Genomic DNA, 17,642 nt, shown 5'->3' on the forward strand with positions numbered 1-17,642 from the left:
TCTATTGTGGATGGACCTATAAGTGGGGAAGTAATTGCCCTTGATGCTGAAGGAATGATAAAAGAAGGCAGAGTTATAGCAAAAATTCATAAAAACATGATAGTAAAAATACCAATGACGGAAGAAGGCCTGAAAGCTGTAAAAGTGTTAACTAGCGAAGGAATAAAAACAAATGTAACTCTTATTTTTTCAACAGGTCAAGCACTACTTGCAGCTAGAGCAGGAGCATCTTATGTTAGTCCTTTCCTTGGAAGATTAGATGATATTTCAGTAGATCCACTAGAACTAATATCATCAATTTCAAATATATTTAATATCCACGGCATTAAAACAGAGATAATAGCAGCAAGTATAAGAAATCCAATGCATGTAGTTAATGCTGCAGCGTGTGGAGCACATATAGCTACTGTTCCTCTAAAAATTATATTACAGATGATCAAACATCCACTAACCGATAGTGGAATAGAAAAATTCATGAAAGACTGGAAAGAAACTTTTGACAAATAATGGATAAATGTTCGATGAATATATATTTATATAGAAGGGAATGATTGTTTATGAAATTTTTAGGCATAGATTTAGGAACATCTTCTGTAAAACTTATTATAATGGATGAAAACGGTGAAATTCATGAAAGTATTTCGGAAAAATATGATGTAAGTTATCCAAAGGAAAACTGGGCAGAACAAAATCCAGAGGATTGGTGGAATAGCACCAAAGAAGGCATCAAAAAATTATTAGGAAGAGGTTCAATACATGGTGAAGACATTAGTGGAATAAGCTTTAGTGGTCAGATGCATGGTCTAGTTCTGCTTGACGAAAAAAATGAAGTTTTAATGCCTGCTATACTTTGGTGTGATCAAAGAACACAAAAACAATGTGACTATTTAAATAATGAGTTTGGCCAGGAAAAATTATCAAAATATACAGGAAATAAAGCTTTAACTGGATTTACATTACCAAAAGTATTGTGGGTTAAAGAAAATAAACCAGAAATATACAAAAAAATAGCTCATATGATGCTTCCAAAGGATTATATAAGTTTTAAACTTACAGGAAAGTTTGCAACAGACGCAACAGATGCATCAGGAACCTTAATGTTTGATGTTGAGAACAGGAAATGGTCCAAAGAAATGATGAATCTACTAGAACTAGACGGGACTGTTTGGCCAAAGGTTTATGAATCGTGGGAAGTTATAGGTAATGTTTCTGAGAAGGCTTCAGTAATAACAGGTTTATCCACTACAACATCAGTAATAGCTGGAGCTGGGGATCAAGCCGCTGGAGCGGTGGGAACAGGTACAGTAAATAAAGGAATATTGTCTGTAGCACTTGGAACATCTGGGGTGGTTTTTGCCTGCAACGAAAAGTTCTCTGTGGACAAGGTAAACAGATTGCACTCCTTTTGCCACTCAAACGGGAAATGGCACCAAATGGGAGTTATGCTTTCAGCAGCATCCTGTTTACAATGGTGGGTAAAGAATATTAATGCGGATATTCAAGGGGATGCCTTTGAAAAATTATTAGGGGAAGCTGAGAATTCTCCAGCAGGTAGTAATAATCTCTTGTTTTTGCCTTATCTTATGGGGGAAAGAACTCCTCATGATGATCCTAGTGCAAGAGGAAGTTTTATAGGTTTAAGTATAACTAATAAAAGAGGAGATATGACAAGAGCAATTTTAGAAGGCGTTTGCTTTGGGTTAAGGGATTCTCTAGAAATATTAAAAAGTTTAAAGGTGGAAATTAAGGAAGTAAGAGTTAGCGGTGGTGGAGCTGAAAGTAAACTTTGGAGGCAGATACTTGCAGATGTGTTTAACTTAAATGTCAATATAACAAATTCTAAGGAGGGTCCGGCATATGGAGCGGCAATACTAGCTTCAGTAGGATGTGGACTATACAATACGGTAGATGAGGCTTGTGAGCACCTAATAAAAATAACAGATAAATCATTGCCTATAAAAGAAAATGTAGAGAAATATAATAAGTTATATAAGGTTTATGCCTCATTATATGATTGTTTAAAAGAAAGTTTTAAAGAAATTAGTACAATTAGCTAATAAATAAAGTATGGAAAAACCGTATGTGATAGGGTAATATATAATGTAGTGTTATATAATTAATAATAAAATTTAAATGGTGGTAAAATAATGCATAATTTAAAAGCTATAGACCAAGAAACAATAAAAATATTAAATCAAAAGAGAATAATCCAACTGTTGTATAGAAAAAAACAGCTAACAAAACAAGAAATAGCCCAAACCCTTAAGATAAGTATCCCAACAGTTATAAGCAATGTGAGGGAACTTATAGAGCAAGGCTTTTTGGATGAAACTGTTGTTGGGGAATCCTCGGGAGGAAGAAAACCTGTAATTGTTAGGTTTTTGCCGGATTCTAAATATTCTTTTGGAGTGCTTATTACAAAACATCATGTTAGAATTATTTTGACCAATCTAAATTTTCATGTAATAGAGGAAAAAATATTTCATGCGGTATACAAGGTAAATGAATTTAATAGTATTATTACTATAATCAAAACAGAAATAGATAATATCATTAAAACTAACAACATACCTATAGAAAAAATTCTTGGCGTAGGTTTCTCACTTCCAGGTACCGTTAATGAGGAAAATTTACTTTTAAAAAATGCTCCAAACTTAAATATCAAAAATGTATGTTTTAAAGATTTTCAAAAGGATTTTCCAGTTCCATTATATATAGAAAATGAAGCTAATGCATCAGCCTATGCAGAATCTTTTATAAATTTTAATCATGTTAAAAATAGCTTGGTTTTCCTATCCATTACTGATGGTATTGGTACAGGTATAATGATTAGTGATAATGTTTATAAAGGGTATAATAGGCGGGCAGGAGAATTTGGACATATGACTATGGTTAAGGACGGGAGACAGTGTAATTGTGGTAAAAAGGGATGCTGGGAAATGTATGCTTCTAAAAATGCATTACTGGAAGAATACAACAAAGCATTTAATACAAAAGATACTAATTTAAAAGATTTTATGGAGATGTCAAAAAATAATGTTAAGGCGAAAGCCATATTAAATAATTATTTAGACTTTTTAGCAGAAGGTATTAAAAATATAATTTTAACATTGGATCCAGAATGTATAATAATTGATGGAGAAATATCTAAGTACAAGAGTTTAATCTATACTGATCTCAAAAATAAAATATTTGAAGAAAACAATTTTTATGATAAAAAAGATTGTCATGTATCATTTTCTAATTTACAAGGTAATGCAGCTATATTGGGATCAGCACTGCTACCAATGAAAAAGTTATTTTTTCTTAGTGAAAGAATAGTTTAATCATTCTACGTACCGCTTTTAAAGAATAATAAAAATATTTATAAAAACATATTGATAAAAGTTTAAAAACCGAGTAGAATAAACTTATTAAGGTAGCTTTAATAAGTCACTTTAATAAGTAATTTGGATTATACATTAAAAATTAAATGAAAGGCGAGGAGAATATGATTATTAAAAAAGTTACAGATATTGAGTTCAAAAGATATGGACAAGTTTTAAAAAATTATGATTGTTCTGAGCTAATTGAAAAAATGGCTAGCACACCATTGCCAGAAGATGTAATTTATGAACCATCAATTAAAGAACTAGAAAATTTGAAAATTGCTGAAGAGCTAAGAATAAGGGAGTTTGGAGAATTACCAATTCAAATAGGATACTGTAATGGTAATAATTATTTGCTTAATGCAGTTGAATATCATAGATCATCTGAAATAAATGTTGCAGTTACTAATTTTATTTTGCTGCTAGGTTTTCAGCAAGATATTGAAAAGGATTACACCTATGACACTTCAAAGATACAAGCATTTTTGGTTCCGGCTGGCACAATTATAGAAGTATATGCAACGACACTTCATTATGCACCTTGTAATGTAAAGGAAAATGGATTTAAGTGCGTTGTTGTGTTACCAAGAGATACTAATTTAGCGTTAGAAAGTAAAATTGAAAAAACTGGTGAGGACGCATTACTATTCGCTAGGAATAAATGGTTAATTGGTCACAAAGATACTGATTTAGGTAAGCAAGGAGCATTTATAGGTTTAAAAGGAATAAATATTTCAATAAAATAATACATTAAAAATAAATATTTATAATAAATTGGGGGAATGAGGTATTATGATAAATACACCACAAATAAAATTAGGAATTGTTGCAGTAAGTAGAGATTGTTTTCCTATGGAACTATCAGTTAGCCGTAGAAAAGCTGTAGTGGATAGTTACAAAAAATCTAATGGTGATATATTTGAATGTTTAACAACTATAGAAAATGAAAACCATATGCAAAAAGCATTAAAAGAAGTTAAAGAAGCAGGTGTAAATGCATTGGTAGTTTACCTTGGAAATTTTGGACCTGAAACTTCAGAGACGTTACTTGCAAAAGAATTTGGAGGCCCAGTAATGTTTGTTGCTGCGTCTGAAGAAAGTGGAGATAATTTATTGGATGGTCGTGGAGATGCTTATTGCGGAATGTTAAATGCAAGCTATAATTTAGCATTACGTAATATTAAGGCTTATATTCCTGAATATCCAGTTGGAACTGCCAGTGAAGTTTCAGATATGATTTCAGAATTTGTACCTGTTGCTACAGCATTACTTGGTCTTAAGAATTTAAAGATAATTTCTTTTGGACCTCGGCCACAAGACTTTTTAGCATGTAATGCACCAATAAAACAATTATATAATCTAGGTGTTGAAATTGAAGAAAATTCAGAACTTGATTTATTTGCAACATTTAATGAACATAAGGATGATGCAAGAATTCCATCAGTAATAGCTAGCATGGAAAAAGAATTAGGTGAAGGAAATAAAATGCCTGGCATATTACCAAAGCTTGCTCAGTATGAAATTACATTATTAGATTGGATGAAAGAGCATAAAGGTTCTAGGGAATTTGTTGTTTTTGCTAATAAATGTTGGCCATCATTTCAAACACAATTTGGATTTGTACCTTGCTATGTAAATAGTCGTTTAACAGCCATGGGAGTTGCAGTATCTTGTGAAGTTGATATTTATGGTGCATTAAGTGAATATATTGGAACTTGCATTAGTCAAGATGCCGTAACATTACTTGATATTAATAATACAGTACCAAAAGATATGTATGAATCCGAGATTAAAGGTAAATTTGATTATACATTAAAAGATACATTTATGGGATTCCATTGTGGGAATACAGCAGCTTGTAAATTAACTACTGGTACTATGAAATACCAAAAGATTATGGCTAGATCTTTAGAGCCAAATCAAGTGCCAAATATAACTAGAGGAACACTTGAAGGAGATATCATTCCTGGTGACATAACATTCTTCCGTTTACAAAGTAATGCAGAAGCAGAACTTACAGCATATGTGGCAGAAGGAGAAGTTTTACCAGTGGGTACTAGATCATTTGGAGCTATTGGAGTTTTTGCAATTCCAGAAATGGGAAGATTTTATCGTCATGTATTAGTTGAAAAGAGATTTCCACACCATGGAGCGGTTGCATTTGGACACTATGGAAAAGCAATTTACAACTTATTTAAATATTTAGGCGTTAAAGAATTAAAATTTAATCAACCTAAGGAAATGCTTTATGAATCAGAAAATCCCTTTAAATAATTGACATATAATTAGATATATATACAGAATAGTAGAATAATATTAAGTATAAGATATTTACAATGAATGTAATAAATGGTAAACTATTAGAATGAAATGTAAATTAAGGGAAGCCATTTTCGGCTTCCCTTAAAATTTTCATGTAACACAAGCTGTCTTTAATTCTCGGATGACGATTAATTAAGAAGGAGTGGATATTTTATCATGTTTAGTAAAAAGGAATTTGATGAAGGGGTTATTTATACGATATTTAATTATATTTGGTGGTTTTTACTTGGAAGTTTTTATTTTGCACTAACTAACATACTATTTATTTTTGTATGCTGGATAATAAATGCTCAGGGGATTTCTTATTTCAATTTGATTACAATTATATCATTGCTTCCAACAGGTCCTGCTTTAGTGGCACTCTTCAGTGTTATGGGCAAGATTGTGAGAGAAAATGATGTTAATATGACTAAGGATTTTTTTAAAGCCTATAGAAAAAATTTTTCTGAAGCTTTATTTTATTGGTCATCATTCCTAGCAATACTAATCATAATTTATGCTGATATTGTTTACTTAAATGCAAATGTTCAACTTATTTCAGCTAAATTTATTTTAATAGCAGTTAAATTCATTTTAATAACTGCAGCCTTAATTTTGATTTCTATAACATTTTATGTTTTACCTATTATATCTAGATTTTATTTTAGAAAAAAAGATGTAATGAAAATTTCTTTCTATTATGTTTTCAAAAAAATTCATATTACAATATTAAACTGGATTTGTCTTATAGGATTATCATATTTATCGATTGAGATTTCTAGCTCAATTTTAATATTTTTCTTTTCCAGTGCCCTTTGCTATTTAATTATATTTAATGAAAAATCAATCTTAATGAGTTTAGAGGAGAAATGTCCAAGTCTTGAAGATAGATATATAAGTACAGATAAAATAGAGAAATGAGGTTAAGTATATGAGTATAACAAAAAACAATTTAAAAAAAACACATAATTATGTATAAGGTTAAGGGATGGCTTAAGGACCTTAAAATATCCACAAAAATTATAGTTTATTATTTAGTGTTATTTATTCTTTCAATATCGTTTATCACTTTGTTTTTTATAGAAACAGACAAGAAAACTATATACGACAAAGTAAAGCAAATGTCTGTAGATGCTGTAAAATCAATAAGTTCAAAGATGGATTATATAGTTGACATCACGGATAATCAGTCCAAAATGTTAATCTCAAGTCAGACAATTCAGAACATTTTAAGAAACGGGAGTGAGAAAAGTAATTTTACATATCAGCAAGAAATAGATAATTATATGGCGGATTTTATGAATTTTAATGACAATATCTCTTCAATCTACATTTTTGATAATTATGGCAACAAGTATTTTATTGATAATACAGCTCAAACAAAAAATATAAACCTGCAGTCCATAAAAGCTTCTAGTTGGTATAATAATCTGATTGAATTGCGTGGAGGATATTTATTGAAATTAAACGGTGGAGGCACATTTCAAAATGGTTCTCAAAATTATGTTTCCATCATAAGGGTAATAAATGACTTAAATACGCAAAAAATCATTGGGATAATGGTAATTAATATTCCAGACCAATATATTAATGATACGTTATATGATGGTAATGCATCCCTAGGAAATATTATTTTGCTAGATGAAAAAAATCACAATATTATCAATGAAGATTTACCCGCAAATAAAGAGGTATTGCAAAGCTTTAATTATAATAGTAAAAATTACTCAGAAATACAAAATATAAATTCAAAACAATATATAATAACAGAACTTCAAAATAAATATGGATGGAAAATTATAAGTATTAATTTATTTAATGAATCAACTGCAATGAACCAAAGTTATAATGTTGTTTTGTTAATTGGAATAATACTCGATGGTGTTTTACTTATTGTTGGACTTTTATTTTCTTCACTTATTATAACTAGGCCTATACAAACACTTATTGAGGCCATGAAGGAAGTAGAACTTGGGAAATTTAAGGAAGTAAATATAAAAACCTGTAATGATGAAATAGGTGAGTTGAAAAATATTTATAACATAATGATATGTCAAATTAAAAAACTTTTTATAGATATTATTGAGGAAAATAGAACGAAGAGGAAAGCCGAACTTGATGTGCTTCAACAACAAATTAAACCTCATTTTCTTTATAACTCCTTTGATGCCATAAGTTCACTGATTTTATCCAAAGAAAATGATGAGGCCTTTGAATTTGTTAACGCATTAGGTCAGTTCTACAGATCATTTTTAAGTAACGGTAATGAAGAGATTACTATTAAAGAAGAAGTAGATATGGTAAGACATTATCTTACAGTTCAAAAAATAAGATTAGGTGGCAAATTTACAATAGATATTAATATTGATTCAAGAGTGCTTAATATAAAAATCCCACGCCTTACTTTGCAACCTATTGTTGAGAATGCAATAAATCATGGTATAAGAGGAAAATTGGGAACTGGTAAAATTACAATTTATGCTATGTATTATGAGGATCACATTATACTGTCAGTGGAGGATGATGGTATAGGTATTGATGAAAAAACGGTTGAAAATATTAAAAAAGGCATATTTACCGGTGTTGGTCTTAGAGCAACAATAGAGAGGGTAAATATCTATTATAATTCAGAAAATATAATAGATGTCCAAAGTGAAAAAAGTAATGGTACAAAAGTGACAATTACTATTCCACAAGTAAAGGAGTCTTAATAATGCTAGTAAAATCAAAGAAAATCAGGGTGGTTGTAGTTGATGATGAACCCCTTGAAATAAATTTAATAAAAAAATGTATAGACTGGGAATTTTTTAACATGGAAATAGTCGGTGAGGCACAAAATGCTATATCAGGAATGGATCTTGTTGAAGAATTGTATCCGGATATTTTATTCACCGACATAAATATGCCCATAATTGACGGTATTAAATTTAGTGAGATGGTAATTCAAAGGCGTCCTAAAACTAAAATTGTAATATTATCGGGATATGATGATTTTGACTATGCACAAAAAAGCATAAAAATTGGAGTTTTAGATTTTCTGCTAAAACCTATAAATAATGATGAGGTTTTTAAGACCGCATCAAAACTTAAAAATATTATTGATTATGAAAGGAAAAGCTATAATGAATATAATTTGCTAAAAAAACAATTAAGTGACAGCCTTCCTTACATTAAAGAAAAGTTTCTCATTGAACTCCTTAGTAGAAATTTCGAGACCGAAAAAATCATAGATAAGGCTTCATTTTTAGGGCTACGTTTTAAATATGAAAGTGCGCAGGTTGCTGCCATAGAAGTTAACAGTTCAAGTATGGATGATGATAATGTGAATAATTGGACATATTTTATACGGAATATAAAAACAATGAATATGATAAAGGAGTTTTTTGAGAGAGATGAATTTATCTATATTTTTTATGACACGCTAAACAGAATTATTATTTTGAATAATAATGAAAATATAGATCTTTTTGAAAAATGTGAAATCTTAAAAACAAAAATCATTGATAATACCCAATACTTTGTGAGTATTGGACTCGGAGGAATTAAAAAACATATGTGGGAAATCCACACTTCATACAAAGAGGCCTTGGATGCTTTAAAATATAGGGTTACTGTGGGAAATAATGTGGTTATTCTTTATGACCATATAAATATAAGTAATAATAACAATATTTATAACATAAATGAACTAAATGAAAAAATGAGTTTCTATTTAAAGTCAGGATTATATGACAAGGCAGCTTTTCTAGTAGATCAATATTTTCAAAATATTGATCTAAACAGTAAAAATACTTTAAAGGATATACGAGTAATTGTAATGAATATTATAGCTATTAATTTTAAAACATTAATAGCTATGGGTATATATAATACTGATGAAATATATAACTTACAGATTGAGTCATTTAATGAAATTCTTCTACTTGATACGCTTCCTGATACAATAAAATTTTTACATAAAATTTTATTTGAATCCATTAAATCAATAAATGCTAAGCAAACAAGTCAAATTGACGATATAATAATAAAAGCCAAGAAGTATATTGATGATAATCTTGGTGATAATGAATTGTCACTTTCTTTGATTGCAAAACATTTGTATTTAAACCCAAGCTATTTAAGCCGCATGTTTAAAAAAGAGATAGGTATAAGTTTTGTAGAATATCTTACAAAAATACGTATGGAAAAGGCCATTGGACTTTTGAAAGAAGGATATATGAAAGCTTTTGAAATTGCTGATAGTATTGGTATTTCAGATCCCAATTATTTTTCTACCTGTTTTAAAAAATATACAAGTTTATCTATAAGTGAATATAAAAAAATCATAAATAATAACAGACTTAAATATAATGGATATGTAAAAATGAAATCTGCAAATTAGAATCTTTGCATTTTATTAAAAAAATGGTTTAAAGAAAGCTATGGGACTGATAAATTAGTCCCATAGCTTCCTTTAAACGTGTAGTTAATTATATATTTGTTTAAATAAGCATGGTTTATACTCCAGTATTATTTGTTTGCACCAACCTGAGACTGCATCTGTTTAGCAAATTCCTCAGGTGTAATTTGTCCACCAAAGATTTTAGCTACAAGATCCTGATGATTCTGTGCATCGGCACCTTCAAGATAAAGATCCCAAGCTGGAACACTTGCTTTTGATCCAGTAACTATATCAGACATAATCTGCTTAGAAAGTGGATCGATTTTTGATTGATCAACATCATCATATTTCCATTCAGGAAGACCAGCACCGGTTAAATAGAACTGGGAAGAAAGATTTTGAGCAAGGAATTTAGCAGCTTTTACAGCATCGGCTTTATCCTTTGTGCTAGCATTTACAAGAAGACAATCTGCACCACCACCAAGATAATCATTAGTCTCACTGCTTCCACCGGTGATTGATGGGAATTTTACAGCAATTATTTTGCCTTTCATTGCTGAAGCATCTATAGTTCCAGCATCAAAGTTTCCTCCAAAATACATTGGAATCTTTCCTTGAGTTAGTTGTACAGTTGAATCATCTCTTGTAATACTTAATGCACCCGGGTCAAAAGCCTGGGCCTTAACAAGTTCCTGTAGTTTTTCTGCAGCATTCACAAACGCAGGGTTATCAAAAGATGACTTTTTATTTAGAGCATCTAGACTAAGTTGTGAACCTGCCATACGAAGAGCTATCATATCAAAGTACCACATTCCTGGCCATTCATCCTTTTCACCAACGGCCATTGGTGTTATCCCTTTTGCTCTAAAGGCTTTAACTGCAGTGAGCAATTCATCAAATGTAGTTGGTATCTTTATACCATTGCTATCAAACATGTCCTTGTTAACATATAATGCCCCAGCCTGTTGATTATATGTCAATCCATAAACCTTGGAATTATAAGTTACATTTGTTAATGCACCAGGAAGCATCTTATCCTTTGTTCCGTCATTGAGATAACTATCCAAAGGAAGTATCTTACCTGCGTCTACAAAAGGTTTTGTAAAGCCACCTGCCCATGAATACATTATGTCAGGAGCATCACCTCCAGCAATTGCGGCTTTGATTTTTGTCTTATATGCATTGTTTTCTGTCACACTTGTTTTAATCTGGACATTTGGATTTTTTTCGTTCCATTCTTTTACAACATTGTTTACTGCTGTCTTTCCAGGGTCAGTAGTTGCAATGTTCCAGAAAGTCAAAGTTACTTTGTCTGAAGTGCTACTCGAGCTCGCACCGGATGATTGGCATCCTGCAAGGCTAAGCAGCATGGAACCAGCCAGAAAAGGAATTGCTAAATTTTTTGTTAATCTTTTCATTCTTCCCCCACCTCTTAAATAATTTAATTTTGTAAATGTTTACATATATATAATAATTCATAAAATAATAAATAAAAATAAACTATTTTTACTTAATTCTTTAAATTTTTTACTATTATTAATTTTTACAATCTAAATAACATATAACTTTCCAGTGCAAATACCTTTCTAAATGGACCTCTGTAGTTGTCTCAACTTATTATGTATAACCATATTATAACAAATACGAAATATCCTTCTCATATTTTAGCAAAAATTCAAAGAATCTAGTAATAAAATTATATTAAAATCTTAAATAAAACAGGTATTATTAATAATAAGTTAATTAATTTACTATAAGGAGTTGATATGTGTATGGAGAATATGTTGAAGAACAAAAAGGCAATATTCTTGTTTGTTTTCCCAGCATTTCTTATCTTTTTTGTAATCGTTTTACTACCAATCTTCTTTTCTTTTCAGTACAGTTTGCTAAAGTGGGATGGTATAAGCAAGGGGATTAATGTTGGTTTTCAAAACTATAAAAATCTGTTTATCAATAATAGTGACGGGTTTTTAAAGTCTGTAGGGAATTCGTTATTACTGGCCGTATTATCCGTATGTATTCAATTGCCTATTTCACTTTTTTTTGCACTTGTTCTGGCAAGAGGAGTACGTGGCGAAAAGTTTTTCAGAACAATATATTTTGTGCCTGTAATTTTGGCAACTGTTGCTGTAGGGCAACTCTGGATGAAGATATATAACTCTGATTATGGTCTTTTAAATGTCATACTTTCAAAACTCGGGCTAAAGTTTCTTGAAAATCAATGGCTTGCCAATACTAAGACTGTACTGTGGGCAGTTTTTATACCTATATTATGGCAATACATAGGCTATCATATGCTTCTTATGTATGCATCCGCCAAGTCCATTTCTCCAGATATATACGAAGCTGCAAGGATTGATGGTGCCAGTGAGACAACTATAGCATTTAAAATAACCATACCTTTAATAAAGCCAATACTAAAGGTATGTGTTGTTTTTGCCGTAATAGGCTCGTTTAAAGCTTTTGATTTGATATATGTGCTTACTAATGGAGGACCCATGCATGCTAGTGAAGTTCCAACAACACTTATGTATACTGATATTTTTAATAAATATCAGTATGGATATGGAAGTGCAATGGCGATATTCATAGTAGTTGAATGTTTTATATGCACGATATTGATTAATAAACTTTTTGGGAAAGAAAATAACTAGGTTAAGGAGTGTGGACGATATGAAAAATATTATTATAAATAGTGAAAAAGAATCAGAAAAAATCTTGAAAACTCAACGTTTCTCTTTTAGGAAGATAGGAAAATTCATACTCTTCATATTTTTAAGTGTATGGGCTTTTATACAAATATATCCTCTTTTCTGGTTGTTTCTTTTCTCATTTAAAAATAACAATGAGATTTTCGGAGGTAATATAATGGGATTGCCACACAAATGGATGGTATCAAATTATACCACGGCTTTGACAAGTGGCAATGTATTCAGATATTTCTTAAATAGTGTTATAGTTACTGGGTTGACAATTGTTATATCAAGCATTTTAATAGCCACTGCATCCTATGCCATTGCACGTATGAAATGGAAGTTAAGCAAACCGGTTTTGTTTATATTTCTCATGGGTATGATGATACCCATTCAAGCAACAGTACTACCTCTTTTTTTAATTCTTCAAAAGGTGAATCTTCTAAATACCTATTTTGCGCTTATAATACCTTATGTTGCTTTTGCATTACCAATGGGTATATTCATCCTAACGAGTTTCATGCTTAGTATACCTCCTGAACTAGAAGAAGCAGCCTGCATTGATGGTTGCAATATATATCAGGTATTCCTGAGAATAATAGTTCCTATTGTAAGGCCGGCGCTTGCTACCATTGCTATTTTTACTTATCTCTCTTCGTGGAATGAGCTGATGTTTGCAAATACATTTATCAATGATGATGTTAAGAAAACATTAACCGTAGGAATAATGTCCCTTTCGGGGCAATATTCCACTAACTGGGGACCCATTGGCGCAGGGCTTGTTCTTGCAACGGTTCCAACTATTATTATATATGCATTATTGAGTGAACAGGTTCAGCAAAGCTTGGTGGCTGGAGCTGTAAAAGGCTGAAAAATAAGAAATAAATTATTGAAAGGATGGAGTCACATGAAGAATAAATCATTTTATGCACATCACAGTTCTTTTGGAGCATTTTCAAGTTTTATGCTAGGTAAAATTGGAAAAGGTGGAGGTTTTGTATTAAACGATGTAAGACCGCCCAAAAATAATGTTTATATAGGTTATAAGCAAGAAAAAATGATTAGACTTTTCCCATTTTGTAATATAAATAATAATGCTGAGGAAGACTTTACGGGAGAAGTGGATAATACAAAAAAAAACAAACCTATAAAAATTTTTTCTGAAAATGAAATAAATAGGGAAATGGGCTGGGCTTCAGATACATGGGATTCAGATAGACTTACATTTTCTTTAATAACTCCTTTTGGATATGTAAAGGATCCTGTAGCTATGACAGAAGAAGAAAAAAAATACGCTTTTGCTCCAGTAATATTTGCACAACTTACTTTTGATAATCGTGACAAAACTACAGATGCAGAACTGATATTTGGTATAGAAGGGCCTAAGAGGAGATTGTCAATAACTACACAAGGAAGATATCTTGGCGGGGCCTGTGAAAGAAAATATGGATTTGCAGCCGCTAGTTCTGAGGATATAAAAGAGTTATCAAGACTTGATATACTAACCTCTTTTGCAAATGACAATTATGAGAATCATGATTTGGGAACAGCTCCATCTTTAATTTTCAAAGTTCCTGCAGGTACGTTAAAGACATATACTATTGTACTGGCAACATATGAGCAGGGGACTATAACCACAGGCATTGATACTGATTTTTACTACAGTGGACTGTTTAAATCACTTGAAGATGTAATTGATTTTGGCATCGAAAATGTTGATTATTACTTGGACATGGCAGAACAAAGGGACAAAGAACTTAAGGAGAGTAAATTAAATAAATACAGACAATTTCTTTTAGCTCATGCAACTCACAGCTATCATGCCAGTAGCCAGTTAATGAAAAAGGAAGATGGTTCACCGCTTTGGGTTGTTAATGAAGGCGAATATATAATGATGAATACTTTTGACCTAACCGTTGACCATATCTTTTACGAAATGAAATTTCATCCATGGACAATAAAAAATTCTTTGGATTTATTTGCAGAAAGATATAGTTATTATGATCAGTCAGGGATAGCTTTTACTCACGATATGGGAGTTGCTAATGGATTTTCGCCAAAGGGATACTCTTCCTATGAACTTCCAAATCTTCATGGCTGTTTCAGTTATATGACTCACGAAGAATTATTAAACTGGATATTGACTGGAGCAGTTTATACATTAAAGATGAATGATAAAGAATGGCTTAATAATAATGTAAAGATTTTCCTAGCATGTTTTGAGTCATTGTGTGCAAGAGATAAAGATTATGATGGAATAATGGATATAGACAGTACAAGATGCCAAGAGGGGTCTGAAATAACAACCTATGACAGTCTTGATGTAAGCCTTGGGCAAGCTAGGAACAATCTTTACCTTGGATTAAAAAGCTGGTCGGCATATGTATTACTAGAAAAAATATTTGAAAAAGTTGGTTTAAATGAGATTTCTACTAGATCTTTAGAAAAAGCAAAAGCGGCAGCAAGTACAATAGTAAGTCAATTTAATGATAAAGAACAATATATACCAGCTGTTTTTGAAAACGGAAATACTTCAAGGATAATTCCTGCAGTTGAGGCACTTGTATATCCATATATAGTGGGGGATACTTCCTCAGTTAGTGAAGATGGAATTTATGGGGATTTAATTAAGAAACTTAAAAAGCACATACTTACAATAATGAAGCCTGGTATTTGTATTGATGAGGTTTCCGGTGGGTGGAAACTTTCATCCACAAGCAAAAACACATGGAATAGTAAGATATTCCTTTGCCAATATGTAATAAAAGAAATACTTAATATGAACTTTGATAAAGAAGAAGATTGGGATAGAGTTCATGCCACATGGCAACAAGTAAGTTGTAGTGGAGATGGAGCAACGGACCAAGTGAATAGTGATACTGGAACTTCAAGGGGAAGTAGACTGTATCCAAGGTTAGTCACAAGTATTCTTTGGATGAAATAAATTTGGATTCTTAGATATATCGGTGCGAGAAGCATAGCTCTATTCACTTGTTAAAACAAGCATTATCCATTAAAAATTAGACTAAATAAGGTGATTTTTAAAAGCAAATATAGCAATTTGAGTTCTATCACGAAGGTTCAGCTTTGACAAAATCTCTGTGATATAATTTTTAATGGTACCTTCTGTAACATGCAAATTTTCAGAAATCTCTTTGTTGCTAAGGCCCTCACATATATTGGTTATTACATCAATTTCTCTAGAGGTTAATGAGAATTTGCTCTTTATATTTTTTATGAAATTTGTTTTATATGGTGGAGTATTTTGAAGCATCCTAGATGCTACTTCTGGGTTCATTATTACATTTCCAAGGTAAACGCCTTTTATGCTGTCTATAATTATTTCTGTGGAAGTATCCTTTAATAAGTAGCCACTTGCACCAAATTTCATAGCCTGGAAAATATATTCATCATCATTAAAAGTGGTTAATATTAGAATTTTAGTACTTGGAGAAACATCTTTCACAAGTCTTGTACCTTCAACACCGTCAACATTAGGCATTCTTATATCCATAAGGAGTACATCTATATTATTATTTTTGGAAAGTTCATAGGCTTCTTTTCCATTACTGCAAAGACCTATAACTTCAATTTCTGGATCAGAGCCGATTATAATTTTAAGACTATCACGTATAAGCTTCTCATCATCAGCTATGGCAATTTTTATATTACTCATCACGTTTCTCCCTTAATCTTGCTATATTTTGTTCTCTAGGAATAAGTATATTTATTTCAAAACCTGATCCAATGTGATTAAAGTAGGCAAAGGTTCCGCCAATACTTTTTATTCTATCCGACATATTATTAATGCCAAAACCTTTTTTTATATTTTTAGAGACTGTTCCATTGTCTTTTATATGAAGGTAAATTTCACTAATGGTAAAATTCATTGTTATGTTTATTTCAGTTGCACCTCCATGCCTTATGGAATTGCTAAAGCTTTCTTGAAATATTCTGTAGAGTATAAAGCTTTGATCTGAATTTAAATCATAATCCATTTGAGAAATATTAAGATTCACTTTAACTTTAGAAAAATTTTGAAAGTTTATGGCCAGTTCCCTTAGTAAAAAAACACCATGGCCTTGATCAAAGGAAGAAGGGCTCAGCTGGCGAACTGCTCGTCTAACATCTTCAAGTCCGGTTTTAGTATAGGTTATCATATCATCAATCATTTTCTCAGCTTCATCTTGATTGTTCCTTGCAATATAGGGTACAGCTTGAAGTTGAATTATAAGTGTAGATAAAGTATGACCAACTGTATCATGTATTTCTCTTGATATTCTATTCCTTTCTTTGAGTATTGTTATTTCTTCTACGGTAGAGGAGTAGTTTTCAAGTCTGGAGTTGGCTTCTTGAAGTTTCTCTTCAGAAATTCTTATTTTATCATAGAGCTTTTCAGCTTCAATTCTTTTATCTTTTTCCACGCGAAGAAACGCTCCCATAGATCCAAAACCCAATACTAATAATGTATTAAAAATTACGTTTATAGCCACATGATTCTGAAGATTTGAATAATCAGGATGTAGGCTTATAAATATAACAGCAATATATAACATTGCTGTCATAATCATTGATTCAGTAGCAGGAAGCATGGTGGATGCATCTATTATTCCAATGAAAAAATATATGTAAGTAAAACCTTTAAAACTATTATAAAGAAGACATATTATTAGTATCTCAAGTATTAAAGAGAACATTATCCACCAATTATGTGCTTTTAATAAATATATTCTTATTTGAGTATTCACTATGTAGAGTAATAGATAGAAAATTAACTGAAATAAATTAATATTTTGGGTAGTTTTTAATATAACAATTGATAAGGCAACACAAAAAAATATAGAATACCTAATCAATAAAAGTACGTTGTTATTTTGTTTTTCCATTTTTCACCTCAAA

Annotated in this window: 14 protein-coding genes; 11 read left to right on the forward strand and 3 right to left on the reverse strand. The window is 31.1% G+C overall.

Annotated elements, in window-relative coordinates; genetic code table 11:
* The 8 genes from fsa to BR66_RS23785 all read left to right on the forward strand — a co-directional run.
* The coding region (fsa, locus tag BR66_RS0112740) for a fructose-6-phosphate aldolase (RefSeq protein WP_026883288.1) at nt 1-507 on the forward strand (507 nt) is incomplete at its 5' end.
* Nucleotides 508-557: 50 nt separating this feature from the next.
* Nucleotides 558-2,057, forward strand: a complete 1,500-nt coding sequence (gene xylB, locus BR66_RS0112745; RefSeq protein ID WP_026883289.1) for a xylulokinase — start codon at nt 558-560, stop codon at nt 2,055-2,057.
* 90 nt (nt 2,058-2,147) lie between these two features.
* Nucleotides 2,148-3,326, forward strand: a complete 1,179-nt coding sequence (locus tag BR66_RS0112750) for an ROK family transcriptional regulator (protein ID WP_026883290.1) — start codon at nt 2,148-2,150, stop codon at nt 3,324-3,326.
* 164 nt (nt 3,327-3,490) lie between these two features.
* Nucleotides 3,491-4,114: a DUF4867 family protein gene (locus BR66_RS0112755; RefSeq protein ID WP_026883291.1), complete on the forward strand. Its 624-nt coding sequence runs from the start codon at nt 3,491-3,493 to the stop codon at nt 4,112-4,114.
* 46 nt (nt 4,115-4,160) lie between these two features.
* A complete protein-coding gene (locus tag BR66_RS0112760) occupies nt 4,161-5,642 on the forward strand; it encodes an L-fucose/L-arabinose isomerase family protein (RefSeq protein WP_026883292.1) in 1,482 nt (493 codons plus the stop codon).
* 204 nt (nt 5,643-5,846) lie between these two features.
* Nucleotides 5,847-6,590, forward strand: a complete 744-nt coding sequence (locus tag BR66_RS0112765; protein WP_026883293.1) for a DUF624 domain-containing protein — start codon at nt 5,847-5,849, stop codon at nt 6,588-6,590.
* 50 nt (nt 6,591-6,640) lie between these two features.
* Nucleotides 6,641-8,380, forward strand: a complete 1,740-nt coding sequence (locus tag BR66_RS0112770; RefSeq protein ID WP_026883294.1) for a cache domain-containing sensor histidine kinase — start codon at nt 6,641-6,643, stop codon at nt 8,378-8,380.
* A 2-nt stretch (nt 8,381-8,382) separates the two neighbouring features.
* Nucleotides 8,383-10,050 (forward strand): response regulator, encoded by a 1,668-nt coding sequence (locus tag BR66_RS23785; protein WP_051624227.1) that lies wholly within the window; start codon nt 8,383-8,385, stop codon nt 10,048-10,050.
* Nucleotides 10,051-10,178: 128 nt separating this feature from the next.
* Here the strand turns inward: BR66_RS23785 and BR66_RS0112780 are convergent, their stop codons facing one another.
* Nucleotides 10,179-11,468 (reverse strand): extracellular solute-binding protein, encoded by a 1,290-nt coding sequence (locus BR66_RS0112780; RefSeq protein WP_026883295.1) that lies wholly within the window; start codon nt 11,466-11,468, stop codon nt 10,179-10,181.
* A 354-nt stretch (nt 11,469-11,822) separates the two neighbouring features.
* On the opposite strand from BR66_RS0112780, the gene BR66_RS0112785 reads away from it, so the two are divergent.
* From BR66_RS0112785 to BR66_RS0112795, 3 genes are read left to right on the forward strand one after another with little or no spacing between them, the layout of a single operon-like run.
* Nucleotides 11,823-12,704, forward strand: a complete 882-nt coding sequence (locus BR66_RS0112785; protein ID WP_026883296.1) for a carbohydrate ABC transporter permease — start codon at nt 11,823-11,825, stop codon at nt 12,702-12,704.
* A 19-nt stretch (nt 12,705-12,723) separates the two neighbouring features.
* Nucleotides 12,724-13,614, forward strand: a complete 891-nt coding sequence (locus tag BR66_RS0112790; protein ID WP_035796205.1) for a carbohydrate ABC transporter permease — start codon at nt 12,724-12,726, stop codon at nt 13,612-13,614.
* Nucleotides 13,615-13,650: 36 nt separating this feature from the next.
* Entirely contained in the window at nt 13,651-15,687 is a 2,037-nt protein-coding gene (locus BR66_RS0112795) for a glycoside hydrolase family 52 protein (protein ID WP_026883298.1), read from the forward strand.
* 81 nt (nt 15,688-15,768) lie between these two features.
* Here the strand turns inward: BR66_RS0112795 and BR66_RS0112800 are convergent, their stop codons facing one another.
* Both BR66_RS0112800 and BR66_RS0112805 read right to left on the reverse strand, forming a co-directional pair.
* Nucleotides 15,769-16,419 (reverse strand): response regulator transcription factor, encoded by a 651-nt coding sequence (locus BR66_RS0112800; protein ID WP_026883299.1) that lies wholly within the window; start codon nt 16,417-16,419, stop codon nt 15,769-15,771.
* Nucleotides 16,412-17,629 (reverse strand): sensor histidine kinase, encoded by a 1,218-nt coding sequence (locus BR66_RS0112805; protein WP_026883300.1) that lies wholly within the window; start codon nt 17,627-17,629, stop codon nt 16,412-16,414. Before BR66_RS0112805 ends, BR66_RS0112800 begins: the two co-directional genes overlap by 8 nt.
* Nucleotides 17,630-17,642 lie beyond the last annotated feature (13 nt).

This window comes from Clostridium akagii DSM 12554 (assembly GCF_000686725.1).
GTDB lineage: Bacteria > Bacillota > Clostridia > Clostridiales > Clostridiaceae > Clostridium_I > Clostridium_I akagii.

Excerpts from the sequence above, each read along its gene's own strand:
- BR66_RS0112800 (WP_026883299.1), bottom strand. The coding sequence starts at position 16,419 with ATGAGTAATATAAAAATTGCCATAGCTGATGATGAGAAGCTTATACGT.
- BR66_RS0112790 (WP_035796205.1), top strand. The coding sequence starts at position 12,724 with ATGAAAAATATTATTATAAATAGTGAAAAAGAATCAGAAAAAATCTTG.
- BR66_RS0112750 (WP_026883290.1), top strand. The coding sequence starts at position 2,148 with ATGCATAATTTAAAAGCTATAGACCAAGAAACAATAAAAATATTAAAT.
- BR66_RS0112760 (WP_026883292.1), top strand. The coding sequence starts at position 4,161 with ATGATAAATACACCACAAATAAAATTAGGAATTGTTGCAGTAAGTAGA.
- BR66_RS0112805 (WP_026883300.1), bottom strand. The coding sequence starts at position 17,629 with ATGGAAAAACAAAATAACAACGTACTTTTATTGATTAGGTATTCTATA.
- BR66_RS0112780 (WP_026883295.1), bottom strand. The coding sequence starts at position 11,468 with ATGAAAAGATTAACAAAAAATTTAGCAATTCCTTTTCTGGCTGGTTCC.
- xylB (WP_026883289.1), top strand. The coding sequence starts at position 558 with ATGAAATTTTTAGGCATAGATTTAGGAACATCTTCTGTAAAACTTATT.
- BR66_RS0112785 (WP_026883296.1), top strand. The coding sequence starts at position 11,823 with ATGGAGAATATGTTGAAGAACAAAAAGGCAATATTCTTGTTTGTTTTC.
- BR66_RS0112755 (WP_026883291.1), top strand. The coding sequence starts at position 3,491 with ATGATTATTAAAAAAGTTACAGATATTGAGTTCAAAAGATATGGACAA.
- BR66_RS0112765 (WP_026883293.1), top strand. The coding sequence starts at position 5,847 with ATGTTTAGTAAAAAGGAATTTGATGAAGGGGTTATTTATACGATATTT.
- BR66_RS0112770 (WP_026883294.1), top strand. The coding sequence starts at position 6,641 with ATGTATAAGGTTAAGGGATGGCTTAAGGACCTTAAAATATCCACAAAA.
- BR66_RS0112795 (WP_026883298.1), top strand. The coding sequence starts at position 13,651 with ATGAAGAATAAATCATTTTATGCACATCACAGTTCTTTTGGAGCATTT.
- BR66_RS23785 (WP_051624227.1), top strand. The coding sequence starts at position 8,383 with ATGCTAGTAAAATCAAAGAAAATCAGGGTGGTTGTAGTTGATGATGAA.